Origin of the sequence: Plantactinospora solaniradicis (assembly GCF_042658085.1) — a bacterium.
Lineage (GTDB): Bacteria > Actinomycetota > Actinomycetes > Mycobacteriales > Micromonosporaceae > Plantactinospora > Plantactinospora solaniradicis.
In genome coordinates, this window is the sequence record NZ_JBHSPR010000085.1 from 295,248 (window position 1) to 310,399 (window position 15,152).

Consider the following 15,152-nt stretch of genomic DNA (forward strand, 5'->3'; position numbering starts at 1 on the left):
CTCCGGCTCGGGGACGAGCGCCCTCCAGCTCGGAGGAACAATGACGTCTTCCCCGTTCCGCATCGAGATTTCCGACGCGGTTCTCGACGACCTGCTCGGCCGGCTCCGCCGTACCCGATTCACGGACCGCAGCGGCGACCAGCCGTGGCGGACCGGCGCCGACCCCGACTACCTGCGGGACCTGGTGGCCTACTGGGCCGACGGGTTCGACTGGCGGTCGCGGGAGGCCGAACTCAACGCCCATCCGCACCATCTCGCCGAGATCGACGGTCGCCGGCTGCACTTCCTGCGGATTCCCGGCGCACGCCCGGCCGGTACGCCGGCGCCACCGCCGCTGCTCCTCAGCCACGGCTGGCCGAGCAGCTTCGTCGAGATGTTGCCGCTGGCCGACCGGCTGACCGACCCCGGCCGGTACGGCGGCGACCCCGCCGACGCCTTCGACGTGGTGGTGCCGTCCCTGCCCGGCTTCCTCTACTCCGACCCGCCGGCCGGACCGGCAACCCGGGAGTCGATGGCCCGGACGCTGCACCTGCTGATGACCGAGGTGCTGGGCTACCGGCGGTACGGCGCGTTCGGTGGTGACATCGGCGGTGCCGTCACGGGCTGGCTCGGGGCGTGCTATCCGGAGCACGTCATCGGGATCCACCTGATCCATCCGCCCTTCCCGGCCAGTTTCGACACGGCCCCGCTGGCCCCCGCCGAGCAGGCGTTCCTCGACGCCGAGCAGCGGTACGACGAGACCGACGGCGGGTACAGCGCGATCATGGGTACCCGCCCGGACACCATCGCGGCGGCCCTGGTCGACTCGCCGGCGGGTCTCGCCGGTTGGCTGCTGGACAAGTACCGGGACTGGAGCGACTGTTCCGGTGACCTGGAGAGCCGGTTCGACCGGGACACCCTGCTCACGATCGTCACCCTGTACTGGGCGACCGGAGCGATCGGCTCGTCGTTCCGGCAGTACGTCGATTTCGCGCACAACCGCCCCCGTCCCGAGATCACCGTGCCGGCGGCGGTCACGCTCAGCACCGAGCCCGGAATGGTCGGTTTTCCGCGAGAGCTGGCCGAGCGGGCCTGTACCGACATCCGGGAGTGGAACCTGCCCGGGGTCGGCGGGCACTTCATGCCGCTGGAGGAGCCCGACCTGTTGAGCGGAGACCTGCGCCGCTTCTTCAGTTCGCTCGGAACGCACTGATCGGCGCGGTGGAGCCGGGGCGGTCGTCCCGGCTCCACCGGGTCCGTCGGTTGGTGCGCCCGCCGAGCAGCGTGAACGCGACGACCAGCCCGAGCGCGGCGAAGAGACCGGCCACGCCGAACGCGGCCCGTTGCCCGGAGGTGAGGGCGAGCGGTACCGGTCCGTCGACCGTGGCCGCCCGGGCGACGGTGACGCTGGCGCAGATGGCGACGCCGAGGGCGGTGCCGATGGCGAAGGCGGTGTCGACCAGGCCCGCCGCGAGTCCGGAGTCCCGCTCGGCGACGCCGGCGAGCGCGGCGATCTGGGCGCAGACGACCGCCGCGCCCATCCCCGCACCGAAGACGAGCAGCGCGGCCAGCACGAGTTCCGGCGAGCCGGGCACCGGTATCCGGGTGAGCAGCAGGCAGGCACAGCCGAGCAGGGTGGTTCCGATGGCGGCGACCGGACGTACGCCGAGCCTGGTGGCGGCGCGCTGGCCGCCGAGCGCACCGGCGATCGCGGCCACGGTCATCACCGCGCCGACGAGGCCGAACTGTCCCGCCGACCAGCCGAGTACCAGTTGGAGGTGGGCCGTGAGCGTGAGGAGCATGCCGTCGACCGCCATGCCGGCGACGAGGATCAGCAGGTTGCCGCCGACGAGGGTGCGCGAGCGAAGCAGCCGGAGCGGCAGCAGCGGGGGCCGTCGACCGCTTCTCGACCAGGACGAACAGGGCGACCAGCGCCGCCCCGGCGGCCAGGAGCCCGAGGGTCTGTCCGCCCGTCCAACCGGCGGTGGGCACGCCGGTGATCGCCCAGACGAGGAGGACGAGCGCCAGGGTGATCGTCAGCGCGCCCGGGATGTCGAACGAGCGGGCCCGGGTCGGATCGTGGCTCTCGGACAGCAGGGCCGGGGCGAGGATCAGCACGATGATCCCGACCGGGACGTTGACCCAGAACACCCACTGCCAACCGAGGGTGTCGGTGACGAGGCCGCCGAGCAGCAGGCCTGCGGTGGCGCCGAACCCACCGATCCCGCCCCAGATGCCGAGCGCCCGGTTCCGCTCGGCCCCCTCGGGGAAGGCGTTCATCACCATGGACAGCGCGGCCGGGGCGATGATCGCCGCCGAGATTCCCTGGAGTGCCCGGGCGGTGATCAGGATCTCGGTGGTGGGTGCGAGTCCGCAGCACAGCGAGGCCAGCACCCGCAGCAGCATTCCGGTCAGGAACATCCGCCGGCGGCCCAGCAGGTCCCCGGCACGCCCACACAGCAGCAGCGGTCCGCTGAAGGCCAGCGCGTACGCCGTCACGATCCATCCGGTGGCGGCGCCGTCGGCGGACAGGTCCCGTTCGATCGACGGCAGCGCGGTGAGCAGGCTCGTGCCGTCCAGGATGGTCATGAAGAACGCCGTGCCCAGCAGCGCGAGTACGCGCCATCGGCGGGCGTTACCGCTCCCGGTCATCGGATCGTCGCCTACTCGGGCCCGTTCGGGCGCAGTAGTTCCGCGTCCAGGGCGGCGAGCCACTCGCGGGTGCCCTGTTCCCGCCACTGCGGCTGCTCGTGGCCGTCGAGGAAGGTGGCCTGCTCGGTGAGGTGTAGTCGGGTGCCGCCGTCACCGGCGGGGACGAACTCGACCGTCGTGAGCGACACGGTCGCCAGGGTCTGCCCGGCGTGCAGCGCGGAGGCGTAGACGATCCGCTCGTTCGGAACGATGTCGTGGTACACCGATTCGAATGTCAGCGTCCCGCCGTCCTCGTGGCGGCCCCGGTTGACCTCCCGGCCGCCGATCCGGAAGTCGAGTTCGTGTCCCTCCGAGCCGGGACCGGCGAACCATCGGGCCTTCGCGTCGGGGTCGGCCCAGGCGGCGAAGACCCGGGCGGGCGGGACGGGGTAGCTGCGTTCCAGGCTGAATGTGGCGTGTGTGACGGACTGGTCGGTCATGATTTGCTCCCTTGTTCTGGTTGGTCGGAACTCTCGGTCAGGTAGTCGTCGAGCCGGTCGAGTCGCTGCTCCCACGTGGTGCGTTGCCGGCCGAGCCAGCCCTCGGCCATCCGCAGCACCTCGGGCTCGATCTGACAGGTGCGGACCCGGCCGACCTTCTGGGATCGGACCAGGCCGCATGTCTCGAGCACCTGGAGGTGTTGCAGGACGGCCGGAAGGGACATCGCGAACGGCCGGGCCAGTTCGCTGACCGCCGCCGGCCCACGGACCAGCCGTTCGACCATGTCCCGGCGGGTCTGGTCCGCCAGGGCCTGGAACACCCGGTCCAACGACTGTCCTTGGTTAAGCATGTACCTAACTATCTGGGCTGCGGCGCAAATAGTCAAGTGATTCCTTAAGTGTTTGTCGTCCGGGAAGGTGTAAACCTGAGGTTTACACTGCTAGACTTCGGCCTGTAAACCTCAGGTTGTCAGGAGTGTGGAGCATGCTGCGTGTACCAGGGTCGGACCCTTCCCCCGCCCAGCTGTCCGAGCGGGAGTACGCCCAGCTCGTCGGGCTCGCCACGGACGCGGTGCGGCGGATCACGGAAACGCTGGCCGAGCACCCGGCGTTCGGCGTAGCCGAGGGCGGGCCGAAGCCGGGCGACGTCGACGACGAGCGGTCCCGCCGGGCCGACGTGCTGCGCCGGGTCCGGGCCGGACGGGCCGCGCAGGCGTTGCTGGCCGACGTGGTCGCGGACTGTGCGACCGAGGACGCCGCCGACGCGGCCTGGCTGGGCGCGAGCCTGGCCGACCTGGGGGAGTCCATCGGCAGCACCCGGCAGGCGGCCCGGAAGCGTTGGCCGGATCTCGGTCGGATCTACCGGATCCGGCGGTGGGTGTCGGGGCACGCCGACGACCTGGTCATCGTGCTGCGGATGGTGCGGGACCAGACCACCGGGCTTACCGCGTCGGCCGGCGACGCCGAGGCGTACGACGCCGCCGTGCGGGAGCTGGACGACGCGCTGCGCGGCGTGCTGCGCGATCACGACTCCGGGACGGTGCTCGACCCGGAGACCGGGCGCCCCACCCGATGGCGCCGCCTGGCCGACGCGGTGGACGTGCGCCTGCGTACCGTGGTCGATCTCGCCACCCCGACGACGCCCGAGGCCGACACCGCGCTCGCGGCCGCCCGGGGCGTGCTCGCGCACTACGACGCGGCAACCGCGGAACCCACGGGCGAGCAGGCGGAACCGTCCTGACCCGACCGCTGGCCCGTCGGCGTCCCCGACGGCCGGCGTTTGCCCCGGTCGTGAGCGGGTAGCCGGCGCGGGCAGTTGCAGGCGACCCATCGGTGGCCCTCGGCGGGGCCAACCGGTGTGGCACGGCGCGCGGCGGCCGTACCCGGGCGGCCGTGGGGAGCCTGATCGGGGACCGGGCAGACCAGGAGGCGGACGTGACGACCAGGTATCGGCCTCGGTGGGGCGGACTTCGGGGGCGGCGGGGGATTCGTGGCCTGCTGGTGGTCGGCCTGGTGGTCGGTCTCGCGCTGGTCGGCTGCGGTGACAACGGTGGCGAGGCCGGCGGTGGTACCAAGACCGGCAAGGAGAACGTCGCGAACGGCTTCAAGATCGGCCTGCTGCTGCCCGAATCGAAGACCACCCGGTACGAGACCTTCGACCGTCCCTTCATCACGCAGAAGCTGAACGAGCTCTGTGCCAAGTGCCAGGTGCTCTTCCAAAACGCCGACCAGGACGCGGCCAAGCAGCAGTCCCAGGCCGAGTCGATGCTCACCCAGGGCGTGAAGGTGCTCATCCTGGACGCGGTCGACGTGAAGGCGGCGGGCGCGATCGTCAACAACGCCCAGTCGCAGGGCGTGCCGGTCGTGGCGTACGACCGGCTGGCCACCGGCCCGGTGACCTTCTACGTCTCGTTCGACAACCGCCGGGTCGGGCAGATCCAGGGGCAGTCCCTGCTCGACAGCATCAGTTCCGGAGGTGATCCGAAGCGCGGTCAGATCGTGATGATCAACGGCTCCCCGACGGACGCGAACGCGGCCGACTTCAAGGCCGGCGCACACTCCGTACTGGACGGCAAGGTCAACATCGGACAGGAGTTCGACACCCCGGACTGGTCGCCGGACCGGGCGCAGCAGGAGATGGACCAGGCGACCACGGCGCTGGGCCGGGACAAGATCATCGGGGTGTACTCCGCCAACGACGGCATGGCCGGCGGCATCATCGCCTCGATGCGGGGCAGTGGCTTCAACACGCCGCTGCCGCCGGTGACCGGCCAGGACGCCGAACTCGCCGGGATACAGCGGATCCTGGCCGGCGACCAGTTCATGACCGTCTTCAAGTCGATCCGGCCGGAGGCGAACATCGCCGCGGAGATGGCCATCGCCGCCGCCACCGGCAAGGACTTCACCGGGCAGGACACCACGCAACGCAACAACGGGACCCGGGACGTCACCTCGGTGCTGCTCAATCCCGTCGCGGTGACCCGGGACAACATCAAGGACACGGTGATCAAGGAGAGTTTCTACACGCCGCAGCAGATCTGCACCGCCCAGTTCGCCCAGGCGTGCACCCAGGCCGGTATCTCCTGAGTCCGGACGGGGGTCGAGCAGCCGTGGCCGGTACGCCGGTACTCGCGATGTCGGGCATCTCCAAGCGGTTCGGTGCGGTCCAGGCCCTCTCCGACGTCTCCCTGGAGGTGAACACCGGTGAGGTGGTCGCCCTGGTCGGTGACAACGGCGCCGGGAAGTCGACCCTGATCAAGGTGATCGCCGGGGTGAACCCGGCCGACAACGGCGAGGTCCGCTGGGAGGGCCGGCCGGTGCGTATCGACAAGCCCTCCGACGCCACCGGGCTGGGGATCGCCACCGTCTACCAGGACCTGGCGCTCTGCGACAACCTCGACGTGGTGGCGAACCTCTTCCTGGGGCGCGAGCTCACCCGGGTCGGGGTGCTGGACGAGATCGCCATGGAACGGCGGTCCCGGGAACTGCTCACCAGCCTCTCCGTGCGGCTTCCCTCGGTCCGGGTGCCGGCCGCCGGTCTCTCCGGCGGGCAGCGCCAGTCCGTGGCGATCGCCCGGTCGCTGCTCGGCGAGCCGAAGGTGGTCCTGCTGGACGAGCCGACCGCGGCACTCGGCGTGGCGCAGACGGCGGAGGTACTCGACCTGATCGAGCGGCTCCGGGGCCGGGGCCTCGGCGTGCTGCTGATCAGCCACCAGCTGGCCGACGTCCGGGCCGTCGCCGACCGGGTGGTGGTGCTCCGGCTGGGGCGCAACGCCGGCGTCTTCGATCCCGACCGGACCAGCCAGGAGGAGATCGTCCAGGCGATCACCGGGGCGCTGGACAACGCGGTCACCCGGCGCCGGGCCCGGGTCGAGGAGGGCACCGCGACCGCGCCGCGCTCGCCGGACGAGGACCAGCCGGCATGAGTGGGCGTGCCGGGCGAGCCGGCCCGCGCGGCGCCGCACCGGGGCGACCTGACAGCCAGATCGGGGGTACGCCGTGAGCACCGCGACGACCAGTCCGGAACCACCCGCCGGGGACGGCATCCAGTCCCCGGGGCCGTCCCGGCTCAATCCCCTGGCGGCGGCCCGCCGTCGGCTCCGTACCGGCGAACTCGGCGCCTGGCCGGTGATCATCGGTCTGATCGTCATCTGGGCGGTCTTCCAGTCCCTCAACGACGCGTTCCTCACCCCGCAGAACCTGTCCAACCTGGCGTTGCAGATCGCCGCGACCGGGACGATCAGCGTCGGCGTCGTCCTGGTGCTGCTGCTCGGCGAGATCGACCTGTCGGTGGGTTCGGTGGCGGGGGTGGGCGCCGCGACGCTGGCGGTGCTGACCGTCCGCAACGGCTGGGGAGACGTGGCGGCGATCATCGCCGTGGTCGTCCTCGGTGTCCTGATCGGCGTCCTGCACGGCAGCGTCTTCGCCCGGCTCGGCGTACCGGCCTTCGTGGTGACCCTCGCCGGCAACATCGGTTGGCAGGGGTTGCAGCTCTACCTGCTGAGCCCGGAGGGGACCATCAACCTGCCGTACACCGGGCCGATCGGCGAACTCACGCACACCAACCTGAGTGCGCCGCTGGGCTGGGTGGTCGGCGCGATCGCGGTCGGGCTGTACGCGGTCGCGGTGCTGGTCGACAGCCAGCGCCGCCGGGCGGCCGGGCTGCCCATCCGCAAACCGGTCGGATCGCTGCTCCGGGTCGCCGGGCTGGCGGTGCTGGTCGCCGCCACGGTCGCGGTGCTCAACGCCTGGCAGGGGGTGCCGGTCGCGCTGCTCATCTTCGTCGGCCTGGTCGTGCTGGTGGACCTGATGCTCCGGCGCACCCGCTACGGTCGCGGCATCTTCGCCGTCGGCGGCAACGTCGAGGCCGCCCGGCGGGCCGGAATCAACGTGTCGCTGATCCGGATCTCGGTCTTCGCGCTGACCTCCGCGCTGACCGCCTTCGGTGGCATCCTGACCGCCTCCCGGGGCTTCTCCGCGAGCCAGTCCACCGGGGCCAGCGACACGTTGCTGATCGCCATCGCGGCCGCCGTGGTCGGCGGGGTGAGCCTGTTCGGCGGTCGCGGGTCGACCTACGGCGCGCTACTGGGCAGCCTGGTGCTCGGGTCGATCACCTCCGGCATGTTCCTGCTGCAACTCAACTCGGCCGTTCGCTTCATGATCACTGCGGCGGTGCTGCTGGCGGCCGTCATTCTGGACTCGTTGTCGCGGCGCGGTCGTCGGGCAAGCGGCCGGCAGTGAAGGGGCGTCCGCAGAGGCGGTCGGCGGAGCGCCGGTGTCCGGATCGGTGGACGGCAGGGCGGAGACCCGGACGAGCGCGTCGAGGTGGCCCATCGGGGCGCCGTCCCGGGTGAGCTGCTGACCGGTGATCCAGACCCACTGGTTGTCGTAGTACACCGACAGGTCGAGACGGACGAACTCGACCAGCAGGAGAAGGGTGTGGCCGCCGTACCGCCAGTCCTCCTTGGCGAGTTCGAGGACCGTACCGGGCAGTGGCACGTTCGGTAACGCCGGTGGATGGGTCGTCATCGGAACCGCCGGGCCGCGGTGTTGCGGCGTACGCCCATGTCGGCACAGGCGGGGCAGCTCAGGCCACCGCCACAGATCGCACACCAGCGGCGGGATGTTCGATACGCGCAGAGTCCGGCGATGAAACCCAGCATCATCCCGGCGATCGCGGCCGCGGTGACATACATGTCGGGGTCCTCCAATTGGGCGACTGAAAGTTACCTTTGCGTCGCCTATGGCAACCTGCAAGGCCGAGAGCCGAGATCGCGAGCGAGTGAGCAATTGAGCATCATGAATCATCGGTCGCGCATGTCCCGGCTCGGTTAGAGGGCCCCGCCTCGGAGATCATCCCGTTCGTCGTCGACCGCCGGGGCGTGGCATAATAGTGAGCCTGACTCACTATGAGGACGGCAGATGGTTACCCACAAGCACTACGCCGCGCTCGACCAGATACTCGAACTCGCCGTGCTGATCAACGACGACATGACCCGGAGCCTGGCCCAGGACGGCCTGACCGTCTCGCGTACCCACCTGCTCTGGGAACTGCGCCGCCGCGGACCGAGCACCCAGCGGGATCTCGCCGACGCGTTGAAGGTCAGCGCCCGCACCGTCACCGGTCTCGTCGACGGGCTGGAGGCGACCGGATTCGTGACCCGCGAGCCGCATCCGACGGACCGCAGGGCGACGCTCGTCACGTTCACCGATCGGGGTGTGCGGACGGTCGAGGAGATGGAACTCGGCCAGCAGGAGTTCGCCCGTCTGCTCTTCGCCGAGATGCCGGAGGAGCGGCTCGACTGCTTCAGCGGCGCGCTCGGCGAGATCCTGACCCGGCTGCGCGAGGCCAGCCGTTCGAACGACCCTCGGGGAGGAGACCAGTGACGACCACCGGCCCAGCGAATGTCCCTAGCCGGGTGATGCCGCTGCTGCGCAAGGCCGTCGTGTACGAGTTGACCATGTGGCGCAGCCTGTACCGCTGGATCCTGCGCCGGCCGGTGGCGCCGGAGGGCACGGTGGCGTTCAGCTACGCGGGCGTGGTGACCCCGCTTCTGATCGTCTTCATCGTCGTGTCGGCGATCGAGATTCCGATCCTCGACCTGATCCTGCCCTGGAAGACGGCCAGGATCATCGCCGCCGCGTTGGGCGTCTACGGTCTGTTGTGGATGATCGGCCTGCTGGCGAGCCTGCGGGTGCACCCGCACGTCATCGGCGACGCCGGGATCCGGATCCGCAACGCCGCGTCGATCGACGTGACCCTGCCGTGGGACGCCGTCGAGACGGTCCGGAAGCGGTACCGCTCGCTGGAGTCGAGTCGGGCCGTCCAGGTGGACCGGAGCGGAGCCACCATCGTGCTGAACATCGGCGCCGCCAGCCAGACCAGCGTGGACATCGTGCTGCGGCGGCCGACGACCGTGCCGGTGCCGAAGGGTGCCGACGAACCCGTGCACGAGGTGCGCTGCTACGCCGACGACCCCGAAGGTTTCGTCGCCCTGTCCCGCCGGTACCTCACCGCCGACCTGCCGGACCGGGTCGCCGGTTAGCGCCGACGGACCGGGGCGCGGGTGGTCAGGCCGGGGTCAGGAAGTGCCCGTCCGCCCGGACCAGTTCGCCGGTGACGTGCCCGTTCGCCGTCGAGCAGAGGAAGACGACGAGGTTGGCGACCTCGACCGCCTCGGTGGTCCGCCCGGTGGCGGCGGCCGCCGAGACCTGCTGGAGCAGCGCCTCCGGTAGCTGTCGCTCGCCGACCACGAACCCGGCCATCACCAGGTTGGTCAGGATGCCGGCGGGGGCCAGTTCCCGCGACATCGTCCGGGTCAGCCCGTGCAGTCCCGCCTTCGGCGTCACGTAGGCGGAGCTGCCGGGCAGCCCGTCCTCGACCAGCCCGCTCGACACGTGCACGATCCGGCCCCACCCGTTGGCCCGCATCGAGCCCACCACGGCCTGGGAGAGCCGGTAGTGGCCGAGCAGGTTGGCGGCCAGCGACTCACGCATCCGGGCCGCCGGGGCGGTCTCGAAGACCTCGCCCGGGGCGGGGAAACCGGGAAACGCGACCGCGTTGTTGACCAGTACGTCCACCCCGCCCAGTTCGCGGTGGGTCTGCGCGGCGCCCCGGTCGACGGCGGCCTCGTCGCCGAGGTCGAACGGCACCACCACCGCCTTGCCGCCGGCCCGCTCGACCAGCGTCGCCGTGTGCCGGGCGCCGGCCTCGTTGCGGTGGTAGCCGACCGCCACGACGGCGCCCTCGGCGCCGAACGCCACGGCGGTGGCGCGACCGATGTTGCTGGACGCGCCCGTGACCAGTACGCGCCTGCCGTCCAAACCGAGATCCATGTCCCCACCTTTCGTTAGCCGGCTAAATAATTACCTAGCCGGCTAACGAAGTCAATCCCCGACGGCTCCCGATAGGGTCTCGGCATGCACGAGCGGGAGTTCCGGAACGTGTTCGCCCTGGTCTCGCGGGGCATGAAGGGCGGGTTCGCCGACGGGATGCGCCGACTCGGGCTGCACGTCGGGCAGAACTTCCTCCTTGAGGAGCTCTGGCGGCAGGACCGGCAGACCCCCGGCGAACTTGCCCGGCGGATCGGCGTCGAGGTGCCGACCATCACCCGGACGACCCAGCGGATGGAGGCGGCCGGCCTGCTCGCCCGTACCCCGGACGAGAGTGACCGCCGGGTCGTCCGGATCGGGCTGACCGATCGGGGCCGGGCGCTCCGCGACGAGCTCCCCGACCTGCTCGACCAGGCCGCCGGGCGGGCGTTGGACGGGCTGACCGAGGCGGAGCGCGCCCAGTTGGTCACCCTGCTGCGCCGGGTGGCGGAGAACCTGCACGTGGCGGCGCCGGAGGACGGCGGATGACCCCGGCCGTCGACTTCGCCGCACTGCTCGCCGGGCCGGTGCTGCCGGCTGCGCGCGGGATGCTCGGCAGCACCCTGTCCGCGGGCGGCGTCACCGTCCGGATCACCGAGGTGGAGGCGTACGCCGGCAGCGGCGGGGACCCGGCGTCGCACGCGCACCGGGGGCGTACCCCGCGCAACTCGGTGATGTTCGGTCCGGCCGGGCACGCCTACGCGTACTTCACCTACGGCATGCACTGGTGCGTCAACGTGGTCACCGGGCCGGAGGGCGAGGCGTCGGCGGTACTGCTCCGGGCCGGTGAGGTGGTGGACGGGCTCGACGTCGCACGGCGCCGGCGCACCGCCGTACGCCGGGACGTGGACCTGGCGCGCGGACCCGCGCGGCTCTGCGCGGCGCTCGGCCTGGACGGCGCCGTCTACGGCCGCTACCTCCTCGGTGACGGGCCGGTACGGCTGCGCCCGCCGGCCACGCCGGTCCCACCGGAGGCGGTCGCCGCCGGTCCACGGGTCGGGGTGACCGGCGCGCACGACCTGCCGTGGCGGTTCTGGATCGCCGGCGATCCGTCGGTCAGTGCCTATCGGCGGCACGTCGCCAGGGCCCGGACGTCTGCCGGCCGGGGCGGTGCCGCCCAGCGGTGAGGCTGGTCAGTTGGTCATGCGCGGATGGTCGGTGGTGAAACGCCCTACATTTGGGTTGGTCAATCATCGGTCGGGGCGCGTCGCGCAGCGGGGTTCGGCGTGCGGTACCGGCGCCGAGCGCGGGGAGGGCTTCGTGCGACAGTCGACAGTTCGATATCGCAACGATCTGATGGACAGTTCCCGATGGGACGGCTTCGCGTTCCGGGACGGGGACATCGTCATCTCCACCCCGCCGAAGTGCGGTACGACGTGGACCCAGATGATCTGCGCGCTGCTGATCTTCCAGTCGACCGAGTTCCCCCGCCCCCTGGACGAGATGTCCGTGTGGCCCGACGCGCTGTTCCGGCCGCACGACGACCTGCTGGCCGAGCTGGCGGCCCAGCGGCACCGCCGGTTCATGAAGACGCACACTCCGTTCGACGGTCTGCCCCACGACGACCGGGTCACCTACATCTGCGTGGGACGCGATCCACGGGACACGGCCATCTCGTTCGACAACCATGTCAAGAACACCGACCCGGATGCCGCGACGGCGGTCCGGGCCGCCGCCGTCGCCCGGGGTGACGTCGCCGAGGCCAGCCCGGGCGGCCGGGCGGCGCCAATGCCCGAGGGTCCCGGATCGGCCCGGCACCGGTTCTGGGGCTGGATCTACAACGACGAGGACGTCGTGGTCGGCCTGCCGGCGATGCTCCGGCTGCTCGACAGCTTCTGGCGGGCGCGACACCAGCCCAACGTCGTGTTGCTGCACTACGCCGCGATGAAGGCGGATCTCGACGGCACGATGCGGGGGCTGGCCACCCAGCTCGGTATCGAGATCCCCGAGGAGCGCTGGCCGGAACTCGTCCGTGCGGCCGGGTTCGACCAGATGAAGAGCCGGGCGAAGGAACTGGCGCCGGAGATCGATGCCTGGCGCGACCCCAGCCGGTTCTTCAACCGGGGGTCGAACGGCCAGTGGCGGGACCTGCTCGACGCCAAGGACCTGCGCCACTACGAGCTGCGGGTCCGGGACCTGGCCGATCCCGACCTGGTGACGTGGCTCCACCAGGGGAGTCCGCTCTCCTGACGGCCCACCCGCCTCGACCTGGGACGGTGGGATCGGCGCCCCGGCTCCGGACCAGGGCCCGCGCCGTGGCGGGAAGCCACGGCGCGGGCGACGGAGATCGGGTACGACCCGTCGGGGACTACCCGATCTCCGGTGGTCAGGCGTCGATCACGGGAAGTTGGTCAGGTACTGCACCTGGTTGGCGGTGTTGGCCGTACCGCCGGTGTTGTTGATGATCCGGTTGATCGTGCCGACCCCGCCCAGCGAGACCGTCACCATGTTGTGGAACCGCACTCCCGAGGTGACCGGCACCTCGAAGGAGCGTTCGTTCACCACCGCCGGATTCACGTTGAAGTAGCAGTAGCTGCCCAGCCCCCACGCCTCGTGGCTGGTCACCGAGTCCGCCACCTTGTACGCGGGATAGCCCCGGGTGGCCCCGTTCATGAAGGCCGCCTGGTTCGGCGGGTCGTACGGCTTCTCGTTCTGGAAGAAGTAGGTCCGTCCGCCGTTGCCGTTCCAGATCACCTCGGTCTTCTGGTAGTGCTCGACGAAGAGGCCGTACATGGTGACGTTGTTGCCGTTGACCACGAGACCGGTGTCGGCGGTGTTGATATTCCACCCGTAGGTGCCGGAGTTGCCGTGGTCGGCCCGCCACAGCCACATGTGGTCACCGATCACGTTGTGGCTGTTGATCCGCAGGCTGGTGGTGGCCTTGCCGGCGACCGCGCCACCGATCCGGAAGAAGACGTCGTGCAGCGAGGTCGGGTTGGCCGCGTGGCTCGCCGACGAGCCGGTCGGGCCGACCTCCATCAGCACCGACGAGTTGGTGGTACCGGCCTCGAACATGATGCCGGCGACCTTGACACCGTCGACGTCGGCCACGGTCATCGCGGTGATGCCGTTCTGCGGTTCCAACGTCGCCAGGCCGAGGCCGAGGACGACGGTGTCCGGCCGGGTGACCCGGATCGTCTCGTTGATCCGGTAGAGGCCGGGCGTGAAGAGCAGGTTCTTGCCCTGGGCCAGCGCCGCGTTGATGGTCGCCGCCGTGGCGCCGGGGCGTACCACGTAGAACTGGCTGAGCGAGATCGACGATCCGGCGGGAGTCTTGCCGTACCAGCTCGTGCCCTGGGTGTTGTTGCGGATCGCCGGCACGAAGACCCGGTACTCGCCGGTGCCGTCGACGTAGAGGAACGGCTTCTCCCGGACCACCGGGGTCTGGCCGACCACGGTGTGCGACGGGTTCGGGAAGTTCGGCGGCGGTGCCCCGGTCACCCCGGTGAACACCATGTTCCAGACCGAGCCGTTCCACTGGCCGAACTCGCTGTTCCGGGAGAACCACTGCTGCTGGGAACCGGAGACCACCGTGCCGTCGATCTTGGTGTCGGCCATCAGGCCGCCGCTGGACCAGCCGTCACCGCCGTTCCAGAGCTGGATCTGGTTCTGCGCGCCACGCAGGTGCATCCGCCGGTACGGCGCGGCCTGCGACACCGCCCAGCGTTCCACGGTCACCCCGGCGGGCAGGGTCACCGAGAGGTTCTCGGCGGAACGCCAGAAGTTCTGGGTGGCGTTGCCGCCCATCCAGAACGCCTCGGCCCGGACGTGCCCGTTGAGGTTCACGTCGTCGGGGGAGAACCCGAGGCCGGCGACCTGGGTGAAGAAGCCGAGGTTGACGTCGGCGGTGTAGTTGCCCGGCTTGAACAGCACGGCGTACCGGTTCGGCGCGAACTGCGCCGTCTCCTGCTGGGTGAAGATCGTGTTCAGCCGGCTCTGGATCGTGGAGGTCGGCGTCGACGGGTCGAAGACGAAGGTGTTCGGGCCGAGGTTGGGGTTGCGCGGGTCGGTCGGCTCGACCGGATCCCCGGGCCCGGGGCCGCCGCCGCCGAACTCGCCGATGACCTGGAACTCCCAGAGCGAGTAGCCGTAGCCGGTGGCGCGGGCGGTGCCGTACATCCGGACGTACCGGCCGGTGCCGGAGACGGTCAGGGTCTGGTTGCCGCCGGTGGCGGTGGTGGTGGAGTAGACGTTGGTCCAGGTGCTGGCGTTCTCCGACACCTGGATCTGGAACGCCCTACCGTAGGCGGCCTCCCAGCGCAGCACGACCTGGCTGATCGTGGCGCTGGCGCCGAGGTCGACCTGGAGCCACTGTGGATCACTGAACGCACTGGACCAGCGGGTGCCGTTGTCGCCGTCGACCGCCGCCGAGGCCGGGGTTCCGCCGTTCTCCGTGGACGACGCCGTGGCCGGTTTGCCCTGCGAGATCAGCGCCGGTGCGGCGTTCGCGGCCGGCACGGGGCCGGCGAACGGGGTCAGGGCGAGCAGCAGCGATGCCGCGAGTAACCCGGCGAGCGGCCGGGTCCTGGCTCGGCGGCCAGGGCGGGCCCGAGATGGAAAACGCTGAAAAATCATGATCCTGCCTGTCCGTGCGGAGGTGTCGACGCCGCCTCGCGGGGTGCAGCGGGGGCGGACGTCGGAGGGTGGGGTGCCGTCGGTGCGGTGCGGTGC

At 70.8% G+C, this 15,152-nt stretch carries 17 protein-coding genes and 1 pseudogene; 11 read left to right on the forward strand and 7 right to left on the reverse strand.

Features of this window, described 5'->3' with window-relative positions:
* Window positions 1-40 precede the first annotated feature (40 nt).
* Window positions 41-1,192 carry an epoxide hydrolase family protein gene (locus ACFP2T_RS45205; RefSeq protein ID WP_377433455.1) on the forward strand — a complete coding sequence of 384 codons (1,152 nt, stop codon included), beginning with the start codon at window positions 41-43 and terminating at the stop codon, window positions 1,190-1,192.
* Here ACFP2T_RS45205 and ACFP2T_RS45210 read toward each other — a convergent pair.
* The 4 genes and pseudogenes from ACFP2T_RS45210 to ACFP2T_RS45225 form a co-directional block, all read right to left on the reverse strand.
* Window positions 1,170-1,796 carry an MFS transporter gene (locus tag ACFP2T_RS45210; RefSeq protein ID WP_377433457.1) on the reverse strand — a complete coding sequence of 209 codons (627 nt, stop codon included), beginning with the start codon at window positions 1,794-1,796 and terminating at the stop codon, window positions 1,170-1,172. The two genes, ACFP2T_RS45205 and ACFP2T_RS45210, sit on opposite strands and share 23 nt — an antisense overlap.
* 118 nt (window positions 1,797-1,914) lie before the next feature.
* Window positions 1,915-2,631, reverse strand: a pseudogene (locus ACFP2T_RS45215) (MFS transporter); the annotation flags it as partial.
* A gap of 11 nt (window positions 2,632-2,642) precedes the next feature.
* On the reverse strand, window positions 2,643-3,110 hold the full coding sequence (locus tag ACFP2T_RS45220) for an SRPBCC family protein (protein WP_377433460.1): 468 nt from the start codon (window positions 3,108-3,110) through the stop codon (window positions 2,643-2,645).
* Window positions 3,107-3,460 carry an ArsR/SmtB family transcription factor gene (locus ACFP2T_RS45225; RefSeq protein WP_377433463.1) on the reverse strand — a complete coding sequence of 118 codons (354 nt, stop codon included), beginning with the start codon at window positions 3,458-3,460 and terminating at the stop codon, window positions 3,107-3,109. The genes ACFP2T_RS45220 and ACFP2T_RS45225 overlap by 4 nt, the downstream gene beginning before the upstream one ends.
* Window positions 3,461-3,594: 134 nt before the next feature.
* Here ACFP2T_RS45225 and ACFP2T_RS45230 point away from each other — a divergent pair, with 134 nt between their 5' ends.
* The 5 genes from ACFP2T_RS45230 to ACFP2T_RS45250 all read left to right on the forward strand — a co-directional run bounded on the left by ACFP2T_RS45230 (window position 3,595) and on the right by ACFP2T_RS45250 (window position 8,117).
* On the forward strand, window positions 3,595-4,350 hold the full coding sequence (locus ACFP2T_RS45230) for a hypothetical protein (RefSeq protein WP_377433465.1): 756 nt from the start codon (window positions 3,595-3,597) through the stop codon (window positions 4,348-4,350).
* Between the two features lie 194 nt (window positions 4,351-4,544).
* Window positions 4,545-5,696 (forward strand): sugar ABC transporter substrate-binding protein, encoded by a 1,152-nt coding sequence (locus tag ACFP2T_RS45235; RefSeq protein ID WP_377433468.1) that lies wholly within the window; start codon window positions 4,545-4,547, stop codon window positions 5,694-5,696.
* A gap of 23 nt (window positions 5,697-5,719) precedes the next feature.
* The gene (locus tag ACFP2T_RS45240) at window positions 5,720-6,535 is read left to right on the forward strand and encodes an ATP-binding cassette domain-containing protein (RefSeq protein WP_377433470.1); all 816 of its coding nucleotides are present in this window, start codon (window positions 5,720-5,722) and stop codon (window positions 6,533-6,535) included.
* Window positions 6,536-6,608: 73 nt separating this feature from the next.
* Window positions 6,609-7,850, forward strand: coding sequence for a sugar ABC transporter permease (locus ACFP2T_RS45245; protein WP_377433472.1), 1,242 nt, complete (start codon window positions 6,609-6,611; stop codon window positions 7,848-7,850).
* A gap of 84 nt (window positions 7,851-7,934) precedes the next feature.
* Window positions 7,935-8,117, forward strand: coding sequence for a hypothetical protein (locus ACFP2T_RS45250; RefSeq protein WP_377433475.1), 183 nt, complete (start codon window positions 7,935-7,937; stop codon window positions 8,115-8,117).
* 17 nt (window positions 8,118-8,134) lie between these two features.
* Here ACFP2T_RS45250 and ACFP2T_RS45255 read toward each other — a convergent pair whose 3' ends face one another.
* Window positions 8,135-8,305: a hypothetical protein gene (locus ACFP2T_RS45255; RefSeq protein WP_377433477.1), complete on the reverse strand. Its 171-nt coding sequence runs from the start codon at window positions 8,303-8,305 to the stop codon at window positions 8,135-8,137.
* Between the two features lie 226 nt (window positions 8,306-8,531).
* On the opposite strand from ACFP2T_RS45255, the gene ACFP2T_RS45260 reads away from it, so the two are divergent.
* Complete coding sequence (locus ACFP2T_RS45260) at window positions 8,532-8,996, forward strand: MarR family winged helix-turn-helix transcriptional regulator (protein WP_377433479.1); 465 nt, start codon at window positions 8,532-8,534, stop codon at window positions 8,994-8,996.
* Window positions 8,993-9,655, forward strand: a complete 663-nt coding sequence (locus ACFP2T_RS45265; protein ID WP_377433480.1) for a hypothetical protein — start codon at window positions 8,993-8,995, stop codon at window positions 9,653-9,655. The genes ACFP2T_RS45260 and ACFP2T_RS45265 overlap by 4 nt, the downstream gene beginning before the upstream one ends.
* 25 nt (window positions 9,656-9,680) lie before the next feature.
* Here ACFP2T_RS45265 and ACFP2T_RS45270 read toward each other — a convergent pair whose 3' ends face one another.
* On the reverse strand, window positions 9,681-10,445 hold the full coding sequence (locus ACFP2T_RS45270; RefSeq protein WP_377433482.1) for an SDR family NAD(P)-dependent oxidoreductase: 765 nt from the start codon (window positions 10,443-10,445) through the stop codon (window positions 9,681-9,683).
* Between the two features lie 84 nt (window positions 10,446-10,529).
* On the opposite strand from ACFP2T_RS45270, the gene ACFP2T_RS45275 reads away from it, so the two are divergent.
* From ACFP2T_RS45275 to ACFP2T_RS45285, 3 genes are all read left to right on the forward strand, one after another.
* Window positions 10,530-10,970 (forward strand): MarR family winged helix-turn-helix transcriptional regulator, encoded by a 441-nt coding sequence (locus ACFP2T_RS45275; protein WP_377433484.1) that lies wholly within the window; start codon window positions 10,530-10,532, stop codon window positions 10,968-10,970.
* The gene (locus tag ACFP2T_RS45280) at window positions 10,967-11,608 is read left to right on the forward strand and encodes a DNA-3-methyladenine glycosylase (protein WP_377433486.1); all 642 of its coding nucleotides are present in this window, start codon (window positions 10,967-10,969) and stop codon (window positions 11,606-11,608) included. Before ACFP2T_RS45275 ends, ACFP2T_RS45280 begins: the two co-directional genes overlap by 4 nt.
* A gap of 169 nt (window positions 11,609-11,777) precedes the next feature.
* Window positions 11,778-12,671, forward strand: a complete 894-nt coding sequence (locus ACFP2T_RS45285) for a sulfotransferase domain-containing protein (RefSeq protein WP_377433488.1) — start codon at window positions 11,778-11,780, stop codon at window positions 12,669-12,671.
* Window positions 12,672-12,818: 147 nt separating this feature from the next.
* On the opposite strand, the gene ACFP2T_RS45290 is transcribed toward ACFP2T_RS45285, so the two are convergent.
* On the reverse strand, window positions 12,819-15,056 hold the full coding sequence (locus ACFP2T_RS45290; RefSeq protein ID WP_377433490.1) for a discoidin domain-containing protein: 2,238 nt from the start codon (window positions 15,054-15,056) through the stop codon (window positions 12,819-12,821).
* Window positions 15,057-15,152 lie beyond the last annotated feature (96 nt).

Bases quoted from the DNA above. Each gene is read 5' to 3' on its own strand.
- ACFP2T_RS45280 (WP_377433486.1), top strand. From the start codon at position 10,967: ATGACCCCGGCCGTCGACTTCGCCGCACTGCTCGCCGGGCCGGTGCTG.
- ACFP2T_RS45255 (WP_377433477.1), bottom strand. From the start codon at position 8,305: ATGTATGTCACCGCGGCCGCGATCGCCGGGATGATGCTGGGTTTCATC.
- ACFP2T_RS45230 (WP_377433465.1), top strand. From the start codon at position 3,595: ATGCTGCGTGTACCAGGGTCGGACCCTTCCCCCGCCCAGCTGTCCGAG.
- ACFP2T_RS45260 (WP_377433479.1), top strand. From the start codon at position 8,532: ATGGTTACCCACAAGCACTACGCCGCGCTCGACCAGATACTCGAACTC.
- ACFP2T_RS45285 (WP_377433488.1), top strand. From the start codon at position 11,778: ATGGACAGTTCCCGATGGGACGGCTTCGCGTTCCGGGACGGGGACATC.
- ACFP2T_RS45225 (WP_377433463.1), bottom strand. From the start codon at position 3,460: ATGCTTAACCAAGGACAGTCGTTGGACCGGGTGTTCCAGGCCCTGGCG.
- ACFP2T_RS45220 (WP_377433460.1), bottom strand. From the start codon at position 3,110: ATGACCGACCAGTCCGTCACACACGCCACATTCAGCCTGGAACGCAGC.
- ACFP2T_RS45270 (WP_377433482.1), bottom strand. From the start codon at position 10,445: ATGGATCTCGGTTTGGACGGCAGGCGCGTACTGGTCACGGGCGCGTCC.
- ACFP2T_RS45210 (WP_377433457.1), bottom strand. From the start codon at position 1,796: ATGGCGGTCGACGGCATGCTCCTCACGCTCACGGCCCACCTCCAACTG.
- ACFP2T_RS45205 (WP_377433455.1), top strand. From the start codon at position 41: ATGACGTCTTCCCCGTTCCGCATCGAGATTTCCGACGCGGTTCTCGAC.
- ACFP2T_RS45290 (WP_377433490.1), bottom strand. From the start codon at position 15,056: ATGATTTTTCAGCGTTTTCCATCTCGGGCCCGCCCTGGCCGCCGAGCC.
- ACFP2T_RS45275 (WP_377433484.1), top strand. From the start codon at position 10,530: ATGCACGAGCGGGAGTTCCGGAACGTGTTCGCCCTGGTCTCGCGGGGC.